The organism is Ferruginibacter albus (assembly GCF_020042285.1).
Classification (GTDB): domain Bacteria; phylum Bacteroidota; class Bacteroidia; order Chitinophagales; family Chitinophagaceae; genus Ferruginibacter; species Ferruginibacter albus.
In genome coordinates, this window is record NZ_CP083388.1 from 1197874 (window position 1) to 1222943 (window position 25070).

A 25070-nucleotide genomic window follows, 5' to 3' on the forward strand; every position below is an offset into this window, starting at 1 on the left:
CATAATATTCATATTACGTTTATCATTACACGAAAATGACATATTGCGTTATAAAACAAAGTATATTTGGATTTTAGTAAATACCTTACTGCTTAACCTGATGAAGAGATCACGTTTCCTTATATTTTTCCTGTTTATTATTTTTTCTATTTGCAATAAAGTAAATGCACAAATTAGTTTCACAGCGGCTCCGGCTACTACCGTAAGTACATGCGCCAATAACGGAAGCATACAAATATTTGCACAAAGTCTTACAGGTTCTCTTTTTTATGCAATTACGAATGGTCCGGTAACAGTGCCCGCACAAACGAGTTCCCTATTTACTTCTTTACCCGCAGGTATTTATACGGTAGAAGTTACCAGCACAACGAATGAAATAAAAACTACAACGGTTTCGGTTTTGGGAACGTATCAGCAACCAAAATTTACACCAATAGTTATTAATCCGCGTTGCCCTGCAGCAGCTACAGGAACTATTATTGGTAATATCGATGTAAATACAGGACGTGCTCCTTATACATGGGAATTAATTCCTCCTTCTATTGAGACAAGACCTCAACAAGCTAATGATACATTTAAGAATTTGCTGCAAGGAAACTATACCTTACAGTTGACAGATGCTTGTAACAATGTTCAACAAACAACAGTGGCATTATTTACGCCGTCTGTAAATATGACCTCTTATGGAATAACCGGTGAAATGACAGGTTGTGATACAGCAAAGCTTCAATTAATAGTAGGCGTTACGGCCGACCTTCCGCCTTATAAACTTACCTATACAGTAGCAGGAACAAATTATACTATCGATACGGTACAAATTGCGTCAAACCTGGGTAATACTATTTACCCGGTTTTTACAGTACCCAATCTGTCTTATGGAGGCACAATAGATAATGTTGTACTGACCAATGCTTGTGGCACACAATTGAATTTTGGTAACATTTCTCTTTGTGCTTTTGCATTTTCTGTCAATGATTTCCGTACAATTCCGGGAGATAATTGCGGACCCAAATTAAGAACAGATTTTGGCTATGATGGAAGCGCCAATCCACTTTGTACAGGCATGGCAATTAAAAATCCAACTGCAATTACAATTAAAGATGCATTGGGAAATGTGGTAGAATCGAAGGTGTATTCAACAGGCGATTTCCATTCAGATGTATTATTACCAAATACCAATTATAGTTTTACGATCAGGGATAGTTGCGGTCATCAGTTCAGTAAAAGCTTTACTACACAAAATATAGATACCTCAGTGAGTTTCAGCATCAACAAAACACAGGAAATGCTTGACTCTGCGGGCATTCTTTACATTACTGAAAGGTTGGGTATGCCGGCAGTAGGGGTAAGCTTAACAATTTTAGACGGGCCTGCTTTTGTACAAAGCACTAAACCGGGGTTTGCATATAAAGACAAGTATACTTTCCCCAAAACCTTTATCGGGCAAATTAATAATGACAGCAGTGTTATTTTTTCAATCTATAATACCGGCGTAGGTACCTATCATTATGTAATTAAAGATACTTGCGGTAATCAACATGTAGACTCTCTTGTGGTAAAACCAAATGATGTAGCTAGTCTTTATCATAACTATGAATATATTTCGGGCTGCGTTGGTGAATCGGGATTGAAATACGAGTTTTTGAATAACGGTGGAGTGGCAAGCTTTTCTGTTGTTGATATTAAAACGGGGAGTGAGGTTTATAGTTTGGATAATATGCACGCTGCTGCTGCAGGAGATCCTACCCAGGGAGTTGTAAATAATTTGACTGCTTCTGATTATGCATTGAATATTACATATACGAGTTATGTTGGTTCAGTGTTATCAATGAATGATTCTTTGGTAAACAAGCTGATTGTAAGAGATACCATTCACATTGCACCCTATCAAAGTCCTGCGTTTAAAAGCAGCGCCTCTACGCTATGTAATGGCAATTTATATCTTACATTAACTCCTGATAGCAGTAAAGGAGTGCCACCATATCAATATGAAATCATCAGTGGTCCGCAAACTTTTACACTGCAGTCTCAGAACTATTTTCAACTTTCGCAGCCCGGGGTTTATAGAGTTCGTCTAATTGATAAATGTGGTAATTCTGCTACAACAGATGTAACCGTTGCTAATAACCAATTTCCTCCATTAGCTACAGCAGGAGGCACTTGTATAAACAGTAGTGCTCAATTTACATATGGCTCCTCTCAATATTTTTCGTTTAGCTGGAAAAGACCAAACGGATCTACTTTTGTAGGAGATACATTAATAATACCTGTTATTACTGCTGCCGATACAGGAATATATACGGTAACAAGAACTATAAATATCAATGGTTGTACAAGCACAACAACTACAACCTTTCATTTGCCAACTGCAAAAACAGATAGTATCAATGCAAGCATCTGTAATGGGGAAATCTATCATTTTGGTAGTAAAGCGCTAACACAAGTAGGTATATACAGAGATACCATTTCTACTTCAGCTTGTGATAGTATTGTAATATTGAATCTTACATTAGGTAGTAATTGTTCCGCAAATGGTACTTGCAGCGGCGCTACGCATGTGGTTTGGAAAGATGATTTTGGGTCAGGCGTTGCCGTTAGTGCCGGACCTAATCCTAATATTACCGGCTATACGTATCAGAACCATGGGGTTGGTGGTGGAAGTTATTATATAACCAACCTGTTTAATAATTATCCTAATTGGCTTACGGTTCCGCAAGATCATACACCTAATGATAGTGGCGGTTATTTTTTGGTAATAGATGGCGGTAATCCTACTTTTTATTCCACGAGAGTAAATAATCTTTGTCCAAATACTACTTATACGTTTTCATCGTGGGCAATGAATATGGATCAACCAAGATATCCGTCCTTACCCACTTTTGTATTTAATGTAAAAGATACGTTAGGCAATGTAGTAGGGCAGTTAACAAGCAGTACGCCTATGCCTGTACAATCTACGCCAACATGGGTACAAAACGGTTTTACATTCAATTCGGGGAATAATACCTCTCTCAATTTAAGTATTTCCTTTACATCTTCCGGTTATAATGATTTTGCTTTTGACGATCTGGAATTCAGTGTTTGCGGACCAACATTAAATTTAACTTCTACCTCAGGTACCTGCCCTAAAAAGGCAACCGTAACAGCTGCTATCGGTAGCGGGTATGCCAATCCTGTATATGAATGGTATAAGAAAGTAAATGGTAGCTGGGTTGTTTATCCAAACAGCAATGTTACTACGTTTACAGACAATATACCCGATTCAAGTAATTGGTACAGAGTTATTGTAAGTGATGGAGCTTCTGCTTGTTCATTCATAGAAGACTCGATCAACGTAATTGTTGCGGCTAAACCGCTTGATAGTATGATCATTCCTATATCGGTATGCCAGGGACAATCTGTTTTAGGACATGATACTGCCGGTGATTATATTTTAGGAATTATAAACAGTGTAAATGGTTGTGATAGTGCTTACCAGGTAATTCGGTTGACTATTAATCCGCCTAAAAGAGATTCGATCAATCAAGCAATTTGCCAGGGAGAAAGTTATACGTTCGGTACAAAAACTTATAACCAAACAGGTATTTACAGGGATACGTTAAGTGCAAACGGTTGCGATAGTATCGCTGTATTAAATCTTGTTATTAATAATTTTAAAAGAGATTCGATCAATCAATCCATTTGTTCAGATCAAAGCTTTTTATTTGGAAACAAAACACTTAATCAAACAGGTATTTATAGAGATACTGTTACTATAAACGGATGTGATAGCATCACTATATTAAATCTTACAGTAACTAATTGTACGAGCGGTGGGTCTTGTATAGGTGCTATTGATCTGCATGGTACAGATGAAGGATTGTTGCCTGGCCCTGAAACGGATTATTATTCTTCCAATGGATTTACATGGGAATGCTGGTTTAACAGCAGTTGGTATAACAATACAGATAATACCAGTCACGTCGGGCAATCATTATTAATGAGTGAAGATGGTGTTTTTTGTGAAGATATTGTATTGGCTTTTGGTTGGGCAACATACCCAAGAAACTCGATTGGGTTTGGCGTGGATGGTCCGGGGCAATGTGGTGCACGTGATTATAACCCTTGTTACTATGTTCCGCCGGGAGGCTTTATACCTAATACTTGGTATCATGTTGCAGGTGTAATGGATTATGCCAATCATAATACTAAGCTTTATCTGAACGGACAATTAGTAGATACTAAAACAAATACGCAATTGCCTTTTTCAAGAAATATTGCAACACGAATAGGAACGCAACCTGTTCAGGGTGATAGTGCTTTTGATGGTAAAATGGATGAGATACGTATCTGGAATTATCCAAGATCAGCCGCAGAGATCGCCGCTAATTACAATCAATGTTTAACCGGCAATGAGTCAGGATTAGTAGCATATTATCATTTTAACGAGGCTGCCGGTGCAGTTGCACATGATATAACCCCTAATCATAAAGACATTACATTAGACCCCACCATTTATTGGGATAAAACGATCAACGCTCCATTAGCTAATAATTGTGATAATCCAACTTTCGGAACGATTGATACCACTATTTGCACAGGTACTTATTTAGGTCATAATGCTACAGGAGCTTATGTTGATACGCTAACGAATTATTTAGGCTGTGATAGTATCCGAACATTAAATCTTACTGTTGGTGGCTTTAAAATGGATTCAACCAATCAATCTATTTGCGAAGGACAAATTTATACGTTTGGCATTCATACATTAACACAAAGCGGGGTATACAGAGATACAATCCCAACATCCGCTTGTGATAGCATTTCGATTTTAAATCTTACCGTAAATACTATAAAAAGAGATAGTAATAATATTGCTGCTTGCGGCTCTTATGCATTTGGTAATAAAACACTAACACAGTCCGGTATCTATAGGGATACTATTCCAACATCTACTTGTGATAGTATTTCAATTTTAAATCTTACCATAAATACTATTAAGAGAGATAGCAATATTATTACTACCTGTGCCTCTTATACATTCGGTAATAAAGTATTAACGCAATCAGGCATTTACCGTGATACCATTCCAACATTTGCCTGCGATAGCATTTCAGTTTTAAATCTTACTATAAATAATTTAAAGAGGGATAGCAGTGTTGCTTCTATTTGCAAAGGACAAACATATTTGTTCGCAGGTAATGTTCTTTCACAAGCAGGAATATATCGTGATACCATTCCAACATCAACCTGCGATAGTATTGTTGTACTTAATTTAAAAGTGAACGATTACAAGCAGAACAATCAAACCGTAACCATTTGTCCGGGACAATCTTACAAATTCGGCAACAGGACACTAACTGCTCAAGGTATATACAAAGACACCTTGACAACAAATACCTGCGATAGTATTGCAACCTTAAACTTAATCGTTAGTACTATTTCCTTAGATGCAAAAGCAGACAAATATTCTGTTATAAAAGGAGATATCATTCATTTGGATGTTACACCTTCAAATTTTATTACGTATGCATGGAGTGCAGATAATTCAATAAGCAATACAACTGCCCGGAATCCTACAAGTATTGTAGATGTTCCATCCTGGTACAGAGTAACAGTAACTGATGTTAACAATTGTAGTAATATTGATTCTTTCTTTGTGCAGGTAATAAATGATACCATCATTCATAATTGTACGAACACTATTATTTATATACCCACAGCATTCACGCCAAATGGCGATGGCAGCAATGATTATTTCAGGATATTAGGCATTACAAATATTGCTTACCGCAATTATTATTTAATGATCTATAACCGTTGGGGCAATAAAGTATTTGAATCACAAAACCCTTCCATATGCTGGGATGGAAGATATAATAACCAACCTGCAGAAACAGGCAGCTATGTTTATTACTTAAAATTTACTTGCGAAGACGGAACTGTGTTTGTAAGAAAAGGAAATATTGTTTTGTTGAGATAATCACCATTCTGCTCTTGCAGTAGGGCTTATATTCAAATCCACAAACTCACCGGCCAATAATTTATAGTATGCTGTAATAGCGATCATTCCTGCATTGTCTGTACAATATTGAAAAGCAGGAATAAATGTTTTCCAGTTATTGGCTATTCCCATTTCTGCAAAAGCCTTACGCAGCCCGCTGTTGGCGCTAACACCACCGGCAATACATAAATTGCTAACACCGGTTTCCTTTGCAGCTTTTTTTAATTTATTTAATAAGATGGAAATAATTCTCCATTGTATAGAAGCGCAAATATCATCAAGGTTCTCAGCAATAAATTTTTTCTTCTCTTCTTCACTTGCAATGAATTCTTCTTTATATGCCAGACTCTTTCCGGCATTTTGTAAAAAATAAAGAATAGAAGTTTTTAATCCGCTGAAACTAAAATTCAATCCCGGTATTTGCGGTTCGGGAAATTGATACTTATTTGGATTGCCTGATGCAGCATACTTGTCAATCAATGGACCACCGGGATAGGGAAGTCCTAATAATTTGGCACTCTTATCAAAAGCCTCTCCGGCAGCATCATCAATTGTTTCACCTAATACTTTCATTTGTAAAGGTGATTGGCATAAAACAATTTGAGTGTGACCACCGCTAACCGTTAAACATAAAAAAGGGAAAGCTGGTTTATCATCCGGGATCAAATTGGCCAACACATGCGCCTGCATATGATGCACAGCGATCAACGGTTTATTTAACGCCAGCGATAATGATTTGGCAAACTGTGTTCCAACTAATAAGGAGCCAATTAAGCCGGGTGCTTGCGTGAAAGCAATGGCATCAATTTCCGATAGATCTGTCTGTGCTGTTTTTAAAGCAGCATCCACTACAGGAACAATATTCTGCAAATGTGCTCTGCTGGCCAGTTCCGGTACTACTCCTCCATATTTTTCATGTACGGTTTGATTGGCAATATGATTGGATATTATTTTCCCATCCCTGCAAATTGCAGCAGATGTTTCATCACAGCTTGATTCTATCGCAAGAATAACAGACAATTTTTTAAATTTTAAATTCCAAATTGGATTTAGGGTTCGCAAAGGTAACCTGTAATTTGTTATTTATAATTTGGAATTTAGGAACGTATAGCCACCACAGGGTCTAACTTGGCTGCCCTGGATGCAGGGAATATACCTGCTAGTATTCCTACTACAATACAAAGAATGACCGTAGCTATTAATAACGGAACTGAAATGAAAACAGGAAAGTTCAGCGGTCCGGATAAAACCAGGGTTAATATATAAACAAAGATCAAACCTATAAAACCACCCAGCAGGCAAAGAATAGCGGCTTCCATTAAAAATTCAAACAAAATGCTTCTGCTTTTGGCACCGATGGCTTTTTTCAATCCAATAACAGGAGTACGTTCTTTTACTGTAACAAACATAATATTGGCAATGCCAAACATTCCTACGATCAAACTAATTACGCCGATCAATGCTCCCACCAGGTCAACTATTCCGAATAACCCTGTAACTGCTTTGCTGAAAGCTTCTACGCTGTTTAACGTAAAATTGTCTTCAGTCGTAGGACTTAATCTTCTTATCTGCCGCATCACGCCTTCCAATTCAGCTTGCACAGCAGTGGTCGCAACACCCTCTTTTCCTTTGGCGATAATTACCGGGTTGGAATTATCAACATCGATCAATTGCTTACAAAGATTATAAGGAATCATTACGCAATTGTCATAATCCCAGCCTACGAAATTTTTTCCTTCTTTTATAAAAACTCCTACAATGGTTATCTTCTTTCCTTTCATTTCAATTTCTTTTCCTAACGCACGGGATGCAATGCCAAAGAGTTTTTCAGCATTATCAAAACCAATTAAAGCAACTGCACTGCCGCTATTGAATTCAACATCGGAAATATATCTACCACTTTCAAAACGCATAGGCTGAATGATAGATTGCGATTCAGTGACACCATACACAGAAGAATTTTGAACCACATTATCACCATATGAAACATTCTCCGCATCTCTCACTACAAAACTGGCCGCATCCAATAATTGTGTTCGTTTCATTATCAGCGATGCTTCTTCATATTTCATTACCGGTCTTGCCCGGTATTTCCACATCGGTTTATCCGGTCCGCCACTATAATCCCACCGGTCAATAAAAATGGTATTGCTCCCCAGGCTCTTTATTTCATTTTGAAGGTTCACTTCAAAACTATTTACCGTTGCCAGAACACCCACAATACAAAATATCCCAAACGCAACACCAATAAGGCTTAACACTGTTCTAAGCTTATTGACTTTCAGCTCCTGAAAAGTCAATCTCAGCGAGCTGCGCATTATGTTCAGTGATTTGTTCACGTATCAAAATTAGGCGTTATTTAATATCAGGCGAACGATTTGTTTTCTTTATGTAACCAACAATTGTACTATTATTAAACATTGTTGTGTCACTCCCTTGTACGGCATATTTCTATTCATCCAACTTCAATATCTTTGCGCCGCTTTTAGCATAGGGAAAGCCATATGTTTTCACTATAGACCATTCACTATTCACAATGAAGTATATCAACGAAATAAACAGACGTAAAACATTCGCTATCATTTCTCACCCGGATGCGGGTAAAACCACCTTAACGGAAAAGTTCCTGTTATTTGGTGGTGCTATACAAACAGCGGGCGCAGTAAAGAGCAATAAAATAAAAAAGCATGCTACTTCCGATTTTATGGAAATAGAGCGCCAGCGTGGTATCAGCGTTGCCACCAGTGTGATGACGTTTGAATACAAGGATCATTTAATAAACCTGTTGGATACACCGGGGCACAAAGACTTTGCAGAAGATACTTATCGTACATTAACTGCTGTGGATAGCGTAATATTAGTAATTGATAGTGTGAATGGGGTAGAGCCGCAAACAAGAAGATTAATGGAAGTAATTTCCATGCGTAAAACACCGGTGATCGTCTTCATTAATAAGATGGACAGAGATGGTAAAAACCGTTTTGATCTGTTGGAAGAAATTGAGAACGAATTAAAGATCCAACTACATCCAATGACGGTGCCGATTAACAGCGGTAAAGATTTTAAAGGAGTTTATGACCTGCATAATAAAAGCTTAGTGTTGTTTACAGCCGGTACCAAAGCCAATGATGAAGATGTAGTGGAGATAAAAGATCTCAGCGATGAGATTTTGAATACCAAGATAGGGGAGACAGATGCAAACATATTGCGGGAAGATGTGGAGCTTATTGACGGTGTGTACGGTGAATTAAACGTGAACGATTATTTGATTGGTAAAACAGCACCCGTATTTTTTGGAAGTGCCGTAAACAATTTTGGTGTAAAAGAAATGTTGGATGCCTTTATACGTATAGCTCCCACACCACGCCCGCGCCATACAACAACAAGAGATATTAAACCTGAAGAAGATAAATTCAGCGGCTTTATTTTTAAAATTCATGCTAATCTTGATCCTAAGCATAGAGATAGGATTGCCTTTTTACGTGTATGCAGCGGACGTTTTGAACGCAATAAATATTATGAGCATGTTCGGTTAGACAGGGAGTTTCGTTTCAGCAATCCCTATAGCTTTTTAGCTCGACAAAAAGATGTAATTGAAGAAGCATATCCCGGCGATGTAGTGGGTTTGTTTGATACTGGTAATTTTAAAATTGGCGATACATTGACAGAAGGTGAAAAATTTTATTTCACCGGCATACCAAGCTTTAGTCCTGAGATATTTAAAGAAGTGGTGAATAAAGATCCAATGAAAACAAAACAATTGGAGAAAGGCTTAATGCAGCTAACAGATGAAGGAGTAGCTCAATTGTTTACACAGTTTGGCGGTAACAAAAAAATTATTGGTTGTGTAGGTGAACTACAGTTTGAAGTTATTCAGTACCGCTTGTTACAGGAGTATAGTGCATCGGTACAAATGAATAGCTTACCTTTTTATAAAGCTTGCTGGATCACCAGTAAAGATCCAAAAAAATTGCAGGATTTTATTCGTTTTAAACAATCAAACATAGCGGAGGATAAAGACGGTCACCTGGTTTACCTGGCACAAAGCGAATGGTTCCTGAACACAGAACGCCAGAATAATCCTGATATCGAGTTTCACTTTACGAGTGAGATACATAAATAAATCCCAATTGATTTGTTCTCAACTGTACAATTATCTTATTAATACAACATAACTCTTTTTTATAGCATACCCGCAATTGGTTCTTGCACGAAGTATATAAACATAGTTGGCCTGGTCGGCAGGCTTGCCTTTGTAAGTACCATCCCAACAACCAAAACGATCAGTAGTGTAGAACACTCTATCACCCCATCTGTCAAAAATTGCCAGGTCCATAAAAGGCAGGCTGTCCTTTAGTTTGCGGCTAAAGCCAAAACAATCATTTAAACCATCACCGTTAGGGGTAAACGCAGTGGGCATGTAAGCATCAAGGGGGTCAATGCAATCACTATAGGTTTCATCGCAGCTCAGTGAGTTTTTATAAGTAAGATTAAAATTATTAGGCAAAGAAGACGTGCTGTAATTTAAACCTTTTACTATACCGGTATCTACATTGCAGTACCAGCTATAATTATTTGGTGAACTTATTCTTCCTAAAGACAAGGTATCATCTGTAGTAAAATATATTCTTCCATCAGGTGCCAGTTGAAATGTATACGTAGCAGGATAATATTCTGATACCTGAATTTGTGATGCGATCACATCATTCAGATCCTGATGGTTCAAATTAAATTGATGAACAGGCGCTACACTGTTTTCTCCTACATACAACTTTTTATTATCCGGCGAAAACTCAAGTCCATAAGGATGTTTAATAGAAGCGGTGCTGATACCTTCCTGCACAATCCCCGATGTACTGCTGAAATGAAAAATTTCAACAACAGCCGAGTTACCAAAAAGCCCCTGTGTAGTGGAAGCCAGCCAACAACTATTATTCGATGCTTTGATAGAGCCGGAGTAATCACCATTGCGAATGGGCACACCTGCTGCAGATATTACCGGTTGTATATTCAAGCCGCTTTTTGTAACAGCGTAAGATTTAAATCTGCCGGCAGTCATATTTTTATCGATCACCCAAAAATCTTTTTGATTGTAATTGCGAACAGCGGTTAATTTATTGGTTACATCATCATCCAGTAATGTATTTTTTTGAATGACATCTCCCAACCCATTATTTTGTTGCATATCCACAATAGAATAATACAATGCTTTTTTACCGGGGTTTGGGGAACTGCCAATGGTAAACACATAATAAACAGAAGCCGAATCGGGAAGCGGTACGATCAATACATCTTGTGGGATAGTTCTGTCGCTAAAAAGGCCCGTACCGTTGGGCATAATGGAATTATCTTTTGCCCAAACAGTATCACTATTAGTATAAAATAAAAGATTGCCCAGGGTATCGCTGATACTGGCAGCAGCGTAGCCGCTATTAATAGCCGATGTGTTGTGTACTGCCGGAAAGCCTCCTGAAAAATTGATGGAAGTATTGATCCCAAAATGCCAATTATCATATTGACTTTGAGCCATTAAGAGATTGTAATTCACTAAAACCAAAAATACCGGGATAAGCTTTTTCATTCTTCGGCTCATTTCAGCGCAATAATGATACCAATTAATTTTTCTTTATAACTGGTTTTGGTATTGCTATTAAGCAGCGTTGTGTCACTCATTGCAACATCAATACTACTATTAACTTTTAATTGAAGTGTAAATGCATTATCGTAGTAAAACCACATTCCCTTTCCTGTTTATATTTCCGCAGGCTGTTTGTGCTACAATATAGTACACATAATTCCCTGCGTTAGCAGGTACTCCTGCGTACAAACCATTCCAGCAATCATCAGGATTATTGGTATGAAACACCTGGTTGCCCCAACGGTCATAGATCGAAAAATCCAGTTTATCAATTCGCCCCCAGTACTTAATGCCAAAGCAATCATTTAGCCCATCACGGTTAGGTGTAAACGCATTTGGCATGTAATATCCTGATTTATCCAGGTAGTTCACAAAAATGGTTATCGTATCTGAACCAATACAACCATCCACGCTTTTGCCTTTAACAATATATTGTTGTGTGCTTAATGGAGAGGCTATAGGATGGCTTGAGGTAGAGTCATTCAACGCATCGCCGGGTGACCATACATAATAATTAGCACCCGAAGCAGTTAATGTGCAATAGCCATTACTGCAATCCAGGTCGTTTGATTTGGATGCAACAATAGTTAATGGCGGTGCTAAGGTAATAGTGGTAGAAAGAGTGGTTGAATTATTGCAAGTTGATTCCTTGATGGTAACTGTGTAGGTCGTTTTACTTTGTACAGGAGTAGTAACAGGATTTGCTATTGAAGGGTCGCTTACCAAATTTGCCGGGCTCCATAAATAAATATCTCCACCGTTTGCATTTAATTGTACAGGAATAGATGTGCAAACTGTTTGATTGGGAGAAACAGTAAATACAGGATCAGGGCGTATTGAAATTTGTACAGAATCGGTATTGGTACAATTGTTTACATCAGTAACCAACACATAATAAGTGGTATTGTTTGTTGGCGATGCAATAGGAGTAGCGCTTGTAGGATTGTTAAGCGTACTGCCGGGTTGCCATTGATAACTAACGCCGCCGCTTACACTCAATTGCGTTGTAGTGTTTTTGCAAATAGCAGTATTCTGCGATTTGGTGATGGTAGGTTTTGGCAGTACGGTAATTACAACAGAATCCTTTGCAATACATCCATCAACGGTAATGCCTGTAACAATATATTTGGTTGTATTGGCAGGGCTTGCCACAGGATTGCCGATGGAAGCATTGGAAAGCCCGGTTACAGGAGACCATTGATAAGAGGCTGCACCGCTGGTGCTCAATGAAGAGGATTTACCTGAACAGATCGAAGCATTGGCACTTGTTTTAATAACTGCTGTATCAACGTTGATAACAACACTGTCCTGTTGAATTTCGACAGGTGAAAAAGAGATGTCATCCAATGCAAAATCGTTGCCTGCTTTAATAGTGTTCTTATTTACAATAGAGATCACTGCAGTGGAGTTATTACCTGAGTTCCAGCTTGAATAAAATTGCTGCCAGGTACATGTTCCGGTGGGAGCTATAATCGTATTACCTAAAACAATTCCATTGATCGAAAATTTAAGTTGCGCAGGATTTGCTAATGACAAGGATTGTATCCATGCAGCAAAAGCATAATTGGTATTAGGAGATACAAGAATAGTTTCCGACCATATGATCGCATCAATTGTAGGGGAACCGTTTACCAGCATCATATTGCCTGTTGCGGTAGTATGATCATTACAAGTACCTAGTCCACCATTCCATGCTTTTGGATTAGCACTGATAAAATATTGCCCTTCTGTTTGATTTGGATTGGCAAAATTATATTGAGAAGTGAAGCCCGTATTTCCGGCAGTAAAATCTCCATTGGTAATAAGGTTCTTTCCGGGTGTTTTAGAGTTCAGGTAATAGGTTATTTTTCTGGGAGTAGAAGTGGTTGGCGCAGCCAGAGAAGCATTATCCAAATAAGTAGAAGGTGTCCAGCAATATTCCAGCCCCGGTTTTGACTGCAGCTGTTTGCTGGCGCCAAAACAAATAGTCGTATCCTGGGTTGTTATCACATCAGCCTTTATAACGCCTATCGTAATGATTTTTGTAATAGTATCCCTGCAGCCATTGGCGTTGCTGACACTGAATTTTACAGTATACGTTCCCGATAAAGTATATACATGTGTCGGCTGTAAATTATTCGTGATAGAATCTCCATCCCCAAATAAGAAAACAGGATTTTGAGTATTGGTACCCGCTGCAGAAAATTGTACAGACAGCGGATTGCAGACGTCCTGTATATATGAAAAATCAAAATTAAAAATAGTATCAACGATAACTTTTATTGAATCAACATTAGCGCAAGTACCGGGGTTTGAAACGGTTACTGTATATATGGTCGTTGCGGTTGGAGATGCTACAGGATTTGAAATAGCAGGATCACTTAATGTATTGGCAGGTTGCCATTGATAACTTGTTCCGCCGGATACGTTTAATTGTGTAGTGGTATTTTTACAAATAGTAACATCCGGCGATTTGGTAATGGTTAATTTAGGTTTAATTAAGATCGTAACCGTATCATTGGCAGTACATCCGTAACTGTTAGTTCCTGTAACAATATACTGTGTACTGTCTGTCGGTGCAGCAACAGGATTGCCTATATTAGGATTGGATAATGCCGTAGTTGGATTCCACTTATAGCTTGTTGCCCCGGTTGTTGCTAATTGAACATTACTTCCTGCGCAAATAGTAGTATCGTTACTTGTTTTAATAGCAGGGGTGTCAACTGTTATTATAACGCTGTCTTGTTGTATCTGCAAGGGTGCAAAAGATATATCATCTAATGCAAAATCATTTCCTCCGAATGTTAGTGTGTTATTTACTAATGAAATAGTAGCAGTGGTATTATTGCCTGAATTCCAAATTGCATAAAAATTTTCCCATACACAAGTGTTGAAATTTGTTTTGAATACGTTCCCTATCAAATTATCATTAATAGAAAATTGAAGAGATGATGTTGTAGGATCATTAACCGTTAGATTTTGGCCCCAGGCAGAAAACGCATAATTAGTATTGGGCGTTACATTAATAATTTGCTTCCATACGTTTACGTTAGGAGTAGAAGATCCATTTACTAACATCATATTGCCGTTGCCTGATGCTCCCGTATGATCGCTACAGGAAGACATGCCCGGATTCCAGCTTTTTGGATTTGTGCCAATGAAATATTGTGCTGCAGTAGTATTGTTATTTGTATAGGTATAAGCAGAGGTAAAACCTGTATTCCCATTATTAAAATCTCCATTGGTAATAAGATTAGTACCTTGAATTTTTGAGGTAAGGTAATAGGTTATTGTTTTAGGTGTAGATGTTACAGGTGTTGCAGTGGCTGTATTATCTAAATAAATTGAGGGAGACCAACAATATTCCAACGCAGGTTTCGACTGTAATTTTTTGGTGCTGCCAAAACATATCGTTGTGTCTTTGGTTGTAATGATATCTGCTGATGTAACTACAATGGGTATCTTTTTAGTTGCTGTATCTGTACAGCCTTTTGTATTTATGGCACTGAACTGGACAGTGTAGGTTCCCAAATTTGAATAGGTTACATTAGGTGTTAACGTACTGGTATTTGTAGTGTTATTTCCAAAATCCCATTTATAACTTGTATAAGGAGAAGAAATAGTACCGGTAAAGGTTACGTTCTTTGGGTTACAAACATCCTGGTTAAATGAAAAATCAGCAGATGGTCCATCTAATACAACTATTTGTTTGCAATAAGATGATTGAGTTGGCAAACTATCATCTGTAACCAAATTGATGGTATAAGTACCTGCAGAGGAATAGCTAAATGTTGGTGGTGTATATGCTGTAGAGCTTGGAATAGAAACTCCTGTGCAACCTGCAAAACGAAGTCTTGTAATACTATTGCCAAGGTTGGTCACAAAACTATATAGATCGCTGCCTACTCTAAAGAACTTTGATATGGAATGAGGTCCGTTTAGTTGCCCTATATTACCTAATGAAGAACCCGTTGGAACACTTGTAAGGTTGTTATGAAAATCGAGCTTAACCACATCGCTTAAATTTTCATTTACAACAAAACCAACATCGTTACCACAAACTTTTACAATGTATATGTCTCTCGGATTATTCAATAACCCGCCGATATTACCTAAGTTAACTGCTGTAGGTGTATTTAATAATGAATTGCCAAAGTTGAGTCTTGTTATCGTTCCATAATTAGGATTGGTAGGGTCATCCTGGTAACTGTTTACAACATATGCGTACCAATTACCGCCATCATAAATGGCATAAATACCTGTAGGATTATCAAGATTGCCGATGTTACCCAAATTAGTTGCCGTTGGAGTATTGGAAAAGCTGCCGGTAAAATTAAACAGCGTGATCGTGCTGCTTCCTTTATTAACAACCAATCCATACCAATTACCACTTTGTTGAAACATGTATATATCATGCGGATAAGAAAGACTACCAATGTTACCCCAATCTGTAGCTACCGGAGATGCGTTGGTGATAGAAGCGCCAAATTCTATTTTTATAATATGTGCTGTCGGGGCATTTCCTTTAATACCCACCATAACAAATGCATACCATTTATTTTCGTTGTAAACAACCTGTATGCCTTCTGTACCGCCGGGTAATAATTTTCCGCCAAAATTTCCAAGGTTAGTAGCAGTAGGAGTGTTAAGCATATTATTCCCAAAATCCCATCGTACCAGGTTACCTGTAGAATAATTATTTATAAAAAGATGATAGTTTCCAAGATCATCTTTCACATAATCAGAAAATACAGAACCGCTTAAATAATTCCCGGGATTACCCAGGTTAACAGCATCAGGAGTAGAATTAATATTTGCCGAGCAAAAGCTCCAGAAATAACTGGATGTGCAGGTGGATGTATTGACAATGTTGATAGGACTATTGATACAAACAGTATCGGGCGCAGTAAAGCCAATGTTTTGCGGCGTTACTGTAAGATGAGTAGTTACAATGCTATCGCAACCTCCGGAATTGGTAAGCGTATCATTATACGTACCTGTTATTATATGATTTAAAAAGCTTTTTCCCTGGCAGATAGTAGTATCAATGGTACTGGAAGTTGTAATACAACAAGTTTTATTTTGTAAAACATTATTAGTAGAAGTTATTGTACCATTAACAGCAATTCCAAAAGGATTAACCTGTCCTTGTGTACCATTTGACGGAAGTGTATAGTATATCCCGTTTGCTTCTTCAAAATTTGCCGCAGTTATTGTCAAGGTATGATTTCCCGGTGCAAGCACTTTAGAAGTTGTTATCTGTACCGGAGGAATTAAAGTTCCTAAGGTGCCTGAATAAGTGTATAATGTTATTGCATTAGGAGTGCCTGCATCTATTATAACAGACTGGGCAGCATTATCTACAGATACATGAAAATTAAAATTTACATTCTCACTGGTAGCGCTGTTGATAAAAAAGGTTCTTTGAATTGTTACAGTACAGTTAGTAAAATTATCTACCTGTGTTTTGGGTGTATATATTGTATTAAATGGAAAACAGCTCAGGTAGGTATCTGTTTGTATCCAGGGTGATGGATAGGTTTTAATTACATAAGGGCTTGTTCCTATTGCAGCAGGGCTTGCACTTACTCCGGAAGGCGGAACAAAATTAGAAGGAGTATTGGTATTGCTAAACGAGTTTTTCATGTCGTTAGAGATAGCAGTAACGATCCAACTGCTATCTCTTTGTCCGGCGGGAATTATTGAGTTTGTAGTAGCGTTGTAGCCGGTAGTAATATTTATTGAATTAATTGCAGGACAATTGCAATTACTTTTGATAGTAAGATTTGTAGTTATAATGCTATCACATCCTGCAACATTAGTAATAGTGTCTTTATATGTACCGGTTGTTGTATGGGTTAAAAAACTCTGACCCGGGCAAATGGTTGTATCTATAGTCACAGAAGTAGGAGTACAACAAGGCTTATTCTGCAAAACATTGTTTGTAGAAGTGATAGAACCGGAAACTCCTATTGCAAAAGGATTCCATTGGTATTGGGATCCGTTAATGGTAGTATAATAGCCTCCGGTTGCACTTTCCAGGTTGTTACACTGAATATCTATAGTATGTGTTCCGGGTGACAAACTTTGTGTACTAGTAATTGTTACAGCAGGTGAAATGCTATTCGTAACCGCATTGAGTAATGTGATTGCATTGGGCGTGCCGGCATCAATAATTACTTTACTTATTGCATCATCACATGTAATAGAAAAATTAAAATTTACTTGTGTGGAAGTTGAACTATTAATAAAGAATTGCTTTCTTATGGTTGTTGTGCAATTGGTATAATTTGTTACACCAGATTTTAGGGTGTAAATAAGATTATAAGGAAAACAACTTATCAAATTTACGCCTGCCGGCATCCCGGGATAGCTAGGTATTACAAAAGAAGCATCCCCTAAATTAGCAGGCAATGAATTAGGGGTTCCGGGTGGTGGAGTTGGAACTCCATTCGTTTCATTATTATAACTAAGAGCGTTTTGCATATCACTCGACATGCTGACAATAGTCCAGCTACTATCTCTTTGTCCTACTGCAATGGAAGCATTGGTTGTAAAACTGTATCCAGAAGAAATATTTATAGCATTTGTAGGAATACATTGAAGAATACACGGACGATCCTGGCTTATCGCTGTAATTTCCTGCGAATTCAATACTCTGTTATAAATTCTCACATCATCCATCTTACCTTGATAATAGTCTCCATTAGCTTCTCCTTTTTTGCCAAAATCGATCATAGAACTATTATCTTGAAGAATATAGTGGGTTTGTGAGTTGTCTGAATTCTCTAAGTTCCCGTTTACATAAATAGCCCATTTGCCATTATTGTAAGTAACAATTAAATTGTACCAACATTGTTGTGTTGCGAAAGTAGTGGTGCCAATTAAAAAATTAGTATTGGCATATCCGGTCATCATTTTATAGTTATAACTATAAATCCCATAGTTCCAGTCAGAATTTATAAAATTTGGCTTGTATGGCGCTTTAACAACAATAGCTTGTGCCGGCCATGAATTATTTAAGTCAGGTTGTACCCAAACAGAAATAGAAAAACTTCCCGATGGTGCAAAATTGTATAAGTTGGAAAAAGGAAGTTCTATAGACGAACTGGTGCCATTAAAATAATAAGCCCCATTAGCTTGCCCGGTTCTATCCGTAGTAAGTGTAGCATTATTAACTACTCCATTAACATTATTGCCACTGGCATCATTGGCATTGCCATTAAAAGGGAAGTATCCTACTAATCCTTGCGTTAAATTTACCTGTGAATAAGCGTGGCTGCTTATCAATAATAAAAGGAAGAAAATAATTTTTTTCATGTAAGGGCAAAATTCAGGTGTACAGTTGGTTTTGCCAGATGAAGATAGGTATTTTTACACACCTGTATAGCTGTGCGGTGTTATCTTTTTTAATTCTTCTTTGATCTTTGCAGGCACTTTTAATTTGCTGATAAATTGATGGATGGCTTTCTTGTCAATTGCAGATTTTCCTCTTGTAAGATCTTTCAATGCTTCGTAAGGTTGTGGGTAGTTTTCTCTTCTTAAAATAGTTTGAATGGCTTCTGCTACAACAGCCCAATTATCTTCCAGGTCGGCTTTCAGTTTTGCTTCATTTAACACCAGTTTTTCCAATCCTTTTTCAAAAGATTTTACGGCAATTAAAGTATGTGCAGCCGGTACACCAATATTTCTTAAAACAGTAGAATCGGTTAGGTCTCTTTGTAAACGGGAGATAGGCAATTTTGCAGAAAGATGCTCCAGTAAAGCGTTTGCAATACCCAGGTTACCTTCTGCATTTTCAAAATCAATAGGGTTTACTTTATGCGGCATGGCAGATGAACCTACTTCACCTTTTTTGGTTTTTTGTTTAAAATAATCCATGCTGATGTATGTCCAGATATCGCGGCTAAGATCGATCAAAATGGTATTGATACGTTTAATGGCATCAAAATGCGCCGCCAAGGTGTCGTAATGTTCAATTTGTGTAGTGTATTGCTGGCGCTGCAAGCCTAGTTTATTCTCACAAAATTCGTTGGCAAATTTTACCCAGTTATATTTAGGGTAGGCTACACTGTGAGCATTGAAATTTCCGGTAGCGCCGCCGAATTTTGCAGTGAATGGAATGTAACTGAACAATTGGATCTGGTTTTCCAAACGCTCTACAAATACCATTAGCTCTTTACCTAATTTAGTAGGAGAAGCAGGCTGTCCATGTGTTCTGGCAAGCATTGGAATATCCTTCCATTGTACAGACAAATTATAAATGGCAGATTGTAGATTTATAATTGATGGTAAATAATCATTCTCAACAGCGTGTTTCCAAAGCAATGGAATGGCCGTATTGTTAACATCCTGCGATGTCAATCCAAAATGTATCCATTCTTTTAAATGCGATAATTTAAAATCATCCAGTTTGGATTTTATGAAATATTCCACCGCTTTAACGTCGTGGTTAGTGATCTTTTCTGTTTCCTTGATCTTTGTTGCATCAGCAATGGAAAAATTTTCTGCAATTGATAACAATTGTTTTTTGTCCGTGCTTGACACCTTAAAAAACTTTTTCTCAGCAAGAAATAAAAAGTATTCAACCTCAACGATCGTTCTGTATTTTATCAGGGCAAACTCGCTAAAATATTCGTCTAAATGGGCAATTTGTTTCCTGTAACGTCCGTCGATGGGTGAAATAGCAGTAAGTTGAGTTAAATCCATAATGATGCAGTAGATTTGCGGCGAAATTAAACCAAAGGAATTGGAAAGAAAAATAAGAGTGGGGGCGGTTAGCTATCTCAATACAAAACCTCTGATATACGGCTTTGAACAGGGAATGATGAAGGATGAAATGGAACTGGTGTTTGATTATCCTGCAAAAATTGCATCGGCTTTATTAAAGGATGAGATTGATATAGGATTGGTGCCGGTTGCTATTCTTCCTGAAATGAAAGAATTTCATATCGTTTCAGATTATGGAATTGCCTGCGATGGAGAAGTTGCCAGCGTATGTTTATTCAGCGAAGTTCCACTGGAAGAGATCAAAACAGTTTTGCTGGATTACCAAAGCAGAACATCGGTAGTATTAGCAAAAGTACTAATGCAGGAATATTGGAAAATAGCTCCTGAAATAATTAATACCAATACAGATTTCAGTTCTCAAATAAAAGATACCACGGCTGCCGTTATTATTGGAGACAGGGCACTTGAGCGGAGGCAGGCATCAAAATATGTATATGACCTCGGTGAAGCATGGAAGCAATACACGGGCTTGCCGTTTGTATTTGCAGCATGGGTAAGTAATAAACCAATTCCCCTGGAATTTATTGATCATTTTAATGAAGCAAATCGTCGTGGCTTAAATGATATAGAAAAGATCGTACAGCAAAACCCGTTTGCTGCTTATGATCTTGCAAAATATTACACGGTTAATATAAAATTTCAGCTAAACAACTCCATGAGAGAAGCGGTTGATCTATTTTTAAACAAGCTTAAAGCCTTGCAAAATCAAGCAACGACAAGTGAGGTTTTATTCAAATAAATACTATTAAAAGCATAAATTCGCAACTGATTAAAACAACACTATGGCAGAAACTTTGGGTATGTTATGCGATAAGCTAACAATTGTAAAGCTAAAGCAATATCATACCGATGATGAAAAGCGTTTGGAAAGTTTGAATAAACAGGCAACTCAGTTGCAGGAAGAAATTGATACATATGTGGCTGATGCAGTTGTTGGTAATATTCCGCCTGAAAAATTAACCTTTGCTGCCAACAAGGTTTTTAAAAAAGAAGGCAATGAAACGAAGGAAGTTGTTGGGGATATCGGTGCATTGTTTTTTCAATTGGCTGATGTTAACTGTCGCCTTTGGCACGAAGTGGAAAAAGGCTATGATATAGAAAATATACCGGTGAGCGAAAAAGATAATTTAGTAAAAATGCTGGCAGTGTTAAATTTAGAAAGAAATAAATGTATTGATGCCATCGATGCCCGTTTCTTAGATTTGATCGTTTCAAAAAAATCCTAATAAAATATATGCACATCCGAAAAAGAACAACCTGCAGGGTTTGCGGCTCAGCTTCATTAACTCCTGTTATTAGTTTAGGTCCTCAATATCTACAAGGTTCGTTTGTAAAGCCGGGAAAAGAAATGCCATCGCACCGTAAGATAAATTGTTCGCTGGTGCGTTGTAATCCTCAGATCGATGAGAATGCTTGTGGCTTGTTGCAAATGGAACACAGTGTACCACCTGAAATTTTGTATGCAGCATATTGGTACAGAAGCGGCACCAATAAAACCATGCGTGATCATTTAAAAGGCATTGCAGACAGTGCACTGGATCTGGTTAAGAAGAAGAAAAGCAATGTATTGGATATTGGTTGTAACGATGGAACTTTATTAGGGTATTATCCTGAAACGTTTGAAAAGTTTGGTTGCGATCCGAGTGATGTAGCACAGGAAGTAAAGCATGCAACAGTTGTACAGGATATTTTTCCTTCGGCAGAATTGTTTAAAGCAATTGGCGATAAAAAGATGGATGTTATTACTTCTATCGCTATGTTTTATGATTTGGAAAACCCGGTTGATTTTGTAAAAAGTATTAAACGTTTATTATCTCCTGAAGGTATCTGGGTATTTGAAATGAGTTATATGCCTAAAATGCTGGAGATGGATAGCTATGATACGATATGCCACGAGCATTTGGAATTTTACAGTTTAGCCGTGTTGGAAAAAATTGCGGCAATGGCAGAGATGAAGATATTCAAAATTTCTTTCAACGATATTAATGGCGGCAGCATTCGTTGTTACGCTACTCATAAAGAAAGCAGTCTTTATTACAATAAAGAAAATTATGCGTTGCTGAATGAGATCCGTCAAAAAGAATTTGACCTGGAATTAGATACGGACAAACCTTATGTAGCATTTCAATATCGTATAGAAAAAGTAAAGAATGATCTGCATAATTTATTACAACAATTAAAACAGGAAGGTAAGAAAGTTCATATCTACGGGGCTTCTACCAAAGGTAATACCATATTGCAGTGGTGCGATATCAATAACATGCTGGTAGAATATGCCGCAGAAAGAAACCCTGATAAATACGGAGCATATACTTTAGGAACAAATATTCCTATCATCAGCGAAGCCGAAAGTCGTGCTATGAATCCTGATTATTATTTAGTGTTGCCATGGCATTTTAAAGAGGAGTTTATTGAAAGAGAAAAAGATGCGTTAGATAAAGGCACCGGGTTTATTTTCCCGATACCAACCATCGATATTTATAAAAAATAATTTGGCTCGCGTACATGGCTATAAAAACTATAATAGACGGAGCTTTGCTGGCGGAGTGTGAAATTACCGGAAGTGTACGTTTTGGAATGCATCGCGTTGCAGAAGAAATTACAGAACGGCTTATCAAGAATAATGATCTGGATATTTCCTTTGCCAACACTATTTATTCTGCCAGGTTTCATCGTTTATTAAATGTTTATCTCGCAAAAAATTATCCTTCTTACCAAAGTAAAGTTGTTTCCGGTTTTCCGGTTTTAAATCCTGAAATACCTGTTATTGGTAAGATCACAGACAGGCTTTCAAGAGACCTGTCTTTAAAGCCTGCTATTAAAGACCTGGATAAAAATGATCTTTTCTTTTCTTATTATTATCCTTTTCCAAAGAGCGTACAGAATGCTAAGATTAAGAAGTGCATAACCTACTTAGATATTATTGCCTTGCGTATGGAAGGGTATAACAGCAAGCTGATAAATCTCACCAGGAAAATAGTAGAAAGCATTGTGCCTAATTATGCAATTGCTATTTCAGAATATTCCAAACAGGATATTTGCGATTACGATAAACGCATTGATGCCAATAAAATATTTGTTGTTCCTTTAGCTGCATCACCGGAATTGTTTTATGTAAACAAGGAAGAAAATGAATGGAAAAAAGTTAAGGAGAAATACAAATTGCCGGATGAATATTTTTTATGTATCTCATCTACAGATCATCGTAAAAATTTACCGCACATTATCAAGAGTTTTGGAAAATTGGCAATGCAGCAAAACATTGGTGATCTGCATTTGGTAATGACGGGCAACATGACGCTGAGTGAAAGTGTTTTTGATGAATTGAATATTGATAAGAAAGTTCGCAATAAAATTGTATTAGCGAAGTCGATCGCTAATGAAGATATGTCGGCAGTTTACAGCAATGCCAAATGTTTTTACTTTATGTCGAAATATGAAGGCTTTGGCTTGCCGGTTTTGGAAGCTATGCAATGTGGTATTCCGGTAGTAAGCTCCAATGCCTCTTCTTTGCCCGAAGTAGTTGGCGACGCAGGAATTATGCTATCTCCAACAGATGAAGATGGGTTGTGTGATGTGATGTATAAAATGTATAGTGATGCAGCAATGAGAGAAAAATATGCTGCATTAAGTTTGCAGCAGGCAAAAACTTTTTCGTGGCAACGATGTGCGGATGAATATGCAGCCATATTTAAAAAAATAGTACAGGGTTAAGTAATGAAAAAATATTTAATTACAGGGTATAGCGGTTTTGTTTCGCATCACTTTTTAAATTATTTAGAAAGCTTGCAGCAGCCCTGTAATATTTTAGGGGTGGATATTAATGAAGCTGCCTTTGATCTGGGTTCATATAAATATGTGCAAGGTTCTTTTAAAAATGTAAACTTATTAAACAGGGAAGAGGTTGATGTGTTGATACATGATTATAAGCCTGATTATATTTTACATTTAGCTTCTTATAGTAGTGTAGCAAGCAGTTGGAAAAATCCTGTTACCTCTTTTGTAAACAATACCAACATCTTTCTTAACCTTGTAGAGCAAGTTCGTTTATTAGGATTGGCCTGCAGAATACTTTCTGTTGGGTCTTCTGAAGAATATGGTAAAGTGGATGTTTCAACATTACCATTGCATGAAGAATTACCTACCAACCCTGTTAGTCCCTATGCAGTAGCACGGGTATCGCAGGAAATGTTGTCGCAGATATATGCAAAGAGTTATGGGCTGGATATTGTATTAACACGTTCCTTTAATCATATAGGACCGGGACAAAAAGAGATGTTTGCTATTTCCTCTTTTGCTAAAAAGATGATAGGCATTAAACATTCATCTTCCGGAGAAAAAACAATGACCGTTGGCGATATCGAAATAGTAAGAGATTTTGTAGATGTACGTGATGTGGTGAAAGCTTATTATCTGTTATTACAAAAAGGAGAAAAAGGCGAAATATATAATATCTGCTCCGGCAAGGGAATTACGTTAAAGGAAGTTTTACAAACGATGAAGAATATTCTGCAAATAGAAGTGAATATTCAAATCGATAAAGAATTGATACGTCCTGCGGATAATCCGGTGATCATTGGGTCCAATAAAAAAATTAAAGATAAAATCGGTTGGCAACCATCTATTTCTTTGGAAACAAGTTTAAAAGATTTGCTGAACTATTGGGATAATAATCAGTAA

At 37.4% G+C, this 25070-nt stretch carries 13 protein-coding genes; 7 read left to right on the plus strand and 6 right to left on the minus strand.

What is annotated here, in order from left to right:
• Positions 1-100: 100 nt before the first annotated feature.
• Positions 101-5962, plus strand: coding sequence for a LamG-like jellyroll fold domain-containing protein (locus K9M53_RS05345; RefSeq protein WP_224018594.1), 5862 nt, complete (start codon positions 101-103; stop codon positions 5960-5962).
• Here K9M53_RS05345 and tsaD read toward each other — a convergent pair whose 3' ends face one another.
• Entirely contained in the window at positions 5963-7003 is a 1041-nt protein-coding gene (gene tsaD / locus K9M53_RS05350) for a tRNA (adenosine(37)-N6)-threonylcarbamoyltransferase complex transferase subunit TsaD (protein WP_224018595.1), read from the minus strand.
• A gap of 77 nt (positions 7004-7080) precedes the next feature.
• Complete coding sequence (locus K9M53_RS05355; RefSeq protein ID WP_224018596.1) at positions 7081-8322, minus strand: ABC transporter permease; 1242 nt, start codon at positions 8320-8322, stop codon at positions 7081-7083.
• A gap of 197 nt (positions 8323-8519) precedes the next feature.
• Between K9M53_RS05355 and K9M53_RS05360 the strand changes: the two genes are divergently transcribed.
• Positions 8520-10106: a peptide chain release factor 3 gene (locus K9M53_RS05360; protein WP_224018597.1), complete on the plus strand. Its 1587-nt coding sequence runs from the start codon at positions 8520-8522 to the stop codon at positions 10104-10106.
• Between the two features lie 30 nt (positions 10107-10136).
• On the opposite strand, the gene K9M53_RS05365 is transcribed toward K9M53_RS05360, so the two are convergent.
• The 4 genes from K9M53_RS05365 to purB are packed head-to-tail and all read right to left on the minus strand — an operon-like array spanning position 10137 to position 20309.
• On the minus strand, positions 10137-11564 hold the full coding sequence (locus tag K9M53_RS05365) for a T9SS type B sorting domain-containing protein (protein ID WP_224018598.1): 1428 nt from the start codon (positions 11562-11564) through the stop codon (positions 10137-10139).
• Between the two features lie 8 nt (positions 11565-11572).
• The gene (locus K9M53_RS05370) at positions 11573-11722 is read right to left on the minus strand and encodes a hypothetical protein (protein WP_224018599.1); all 150 of its coding nucleotides are present in this window, start codon (positions 11720-11722) and stop codon (positions 11573-11575) included.
• Positions 11703-18920 (minus strand): LamG-like jellyroll fold domain-containing protein, encoded by a 7218-nt coding sequence (locus K9M53_RS05375; RefSeq protein ID WP_224018600.1) that lies wholly within the window; start codon positions 18918-18920, stop codon positions 11703-11705. Before K9M53_RS05375 ends, K9M53_RS05370 begins: the two co-directional genes overlap by 20 nt.
• Before the next feature lie 54 nt (positions 18921-18974).
• Complete coding sequence (gene purB / locus K9M53_RS05380; protein WP_224018601.1) at positions 18975-20309, minus strand: adenylosuccinate lyase; 1335 nt, start codon at positions 20307-20309, stop codon at positions 18975-18977.
• 40 nt (positions 20310-20349) lie between these two features.
• Here purB and K9M53_RS05385 point away from each other — a divergent pair, with 40 nt between their 5' ends.
• From K9M53_RS05385 to K9M53_RS05405, 5 genes are read left to right on the plus strand one after another with little or no spacing between them, the layout of a single operon-like run.
• The gene (locus tag K9M53_RS05385) at positions 20350-21129 is read left to right on the plus strand and encodes a menaquinone biosynthetic enzyme MqnA/MqnD family protein (protein WP_224018602.1); all 780 of its coding nucleotides are present in this window, start codon (positions 20350-20352) and stop codon (positions 21127-21129) included.
• A gap of 43 nt (positions 21130-21172) precedes the next feature.
• Positions 21173-21616, plus strand: coding sequence for a hypothetical protein (locus K9M53_RS05390; protein WP_224018603.1), 444 nt, complete (start codon positions 21173-21175; stop codon positions 21614-21616).
• 8 nt (positions 21617-21624) lie between these two features.
• Positions 21625-22881, plus strand: coding sequence for a class I SAM-dependent methyltransferase (locus tag K9M53_RS05395; protein WP_224018604.1), 1257 nt, complete (start codon positions 21625-21627; stop codon positions 22879-22881).
• 14 nt (positions 22882-22895) lie between these two features.
• Positions 22896-24104: a glycosyltransferase family 4 protein gene (locus tag K9M53_RS05400; RefSeq protein ID WP_224018605.1), complete on the plus strand. Its 1209-nt coding sequence runs from the start codon at positions 22896-22898 to the stop codon at positions 24102-24104.
• A gap of 3 nt (positions 24105-24107) precedes the next feature.
• Positions 24108-25070 (plus strand): GDP-mannose 4,6-dehydratase, encoded by a 963-nt coding sequence (locus tag K9M53_RS05405; protein WP_224018606.1) that lies wholly within the window; start codon positions 24108-24110, stop codon positions 25068-25070.

Excerpts from the sequence above, each read along its gene's own strand:
- K9M53_RS05345 (WP_224018594.1), top strand. The coding sequence starts at position 101 with ATGAAGAGATCACGTTTCCTTATATTTTTCCTGTTTATTATTTTTTCT.
- K9M53_RS05360 (WP_224018597.1), top strand. The coding sequence starts at position 8,520 with ATGAAGTATATCAACGAAATAAACAGACGTAAAACATTCGCTATCATT.
- K9M53_RS05365 (WP_224018598.1), bottom strand. The coding sequence starts at position 11,564 with ATGAAAAAGCTTATCCCGGTATTTTTGGTTTTAGTGAATTACAATCTC.
- K9M53_RS05370 (WP_224018599.1), bottom strand. The coding sequence starts at position 11,722 with ATGTGGTTTTACTACGATAATGCATTTACACTTCAATTAAAAGTTAAT.
- K9M53_RS05375 (WP_224018600.1), bottom strand. The coding sequence starts at position 18,920 with ATGAAAAAAATTATTTTCTTCCTTTTATTATTGATAAGCAGCCACGCT.
- purB (WP_224018601.1), bottom strand. The coding sequence starts at position 20,309 with ATGGATTTAACTCAACTTACTGCTATTTCACCCATCGACGGACGTTAC.
- K9M53_RS05390 (WP_224018603.1), top strand. The coding sequence starts at position 21,173 with ATGGCAGAAACTTTGGGTATGTTATGCGATAAGCTAACAATTGTAAAG.
- K9M53_RS05395 (WP_224018604.1), top strand. The coding sequence starts at position 21,625 with ATGCACATCCGAAAAAGAACAACCTGCAGGGTTTGCGGCTCAGCTTCA.
- K9M53_RS05400 (WP_224018605.1), top strand. The coding sequence starts at position 22,896 with ATGGCTATAAAAACTATAATAGACGGAGCTTTGCTGGCGGAGTGTGAA.
- K9M53_RS05405 (WP_224018606.1), top strand. The coding sequence starts at position 24,108 with ATGAAAAAATATTTAATTACAGGGTATAGCGGTTTTGTTTCGCATCAC.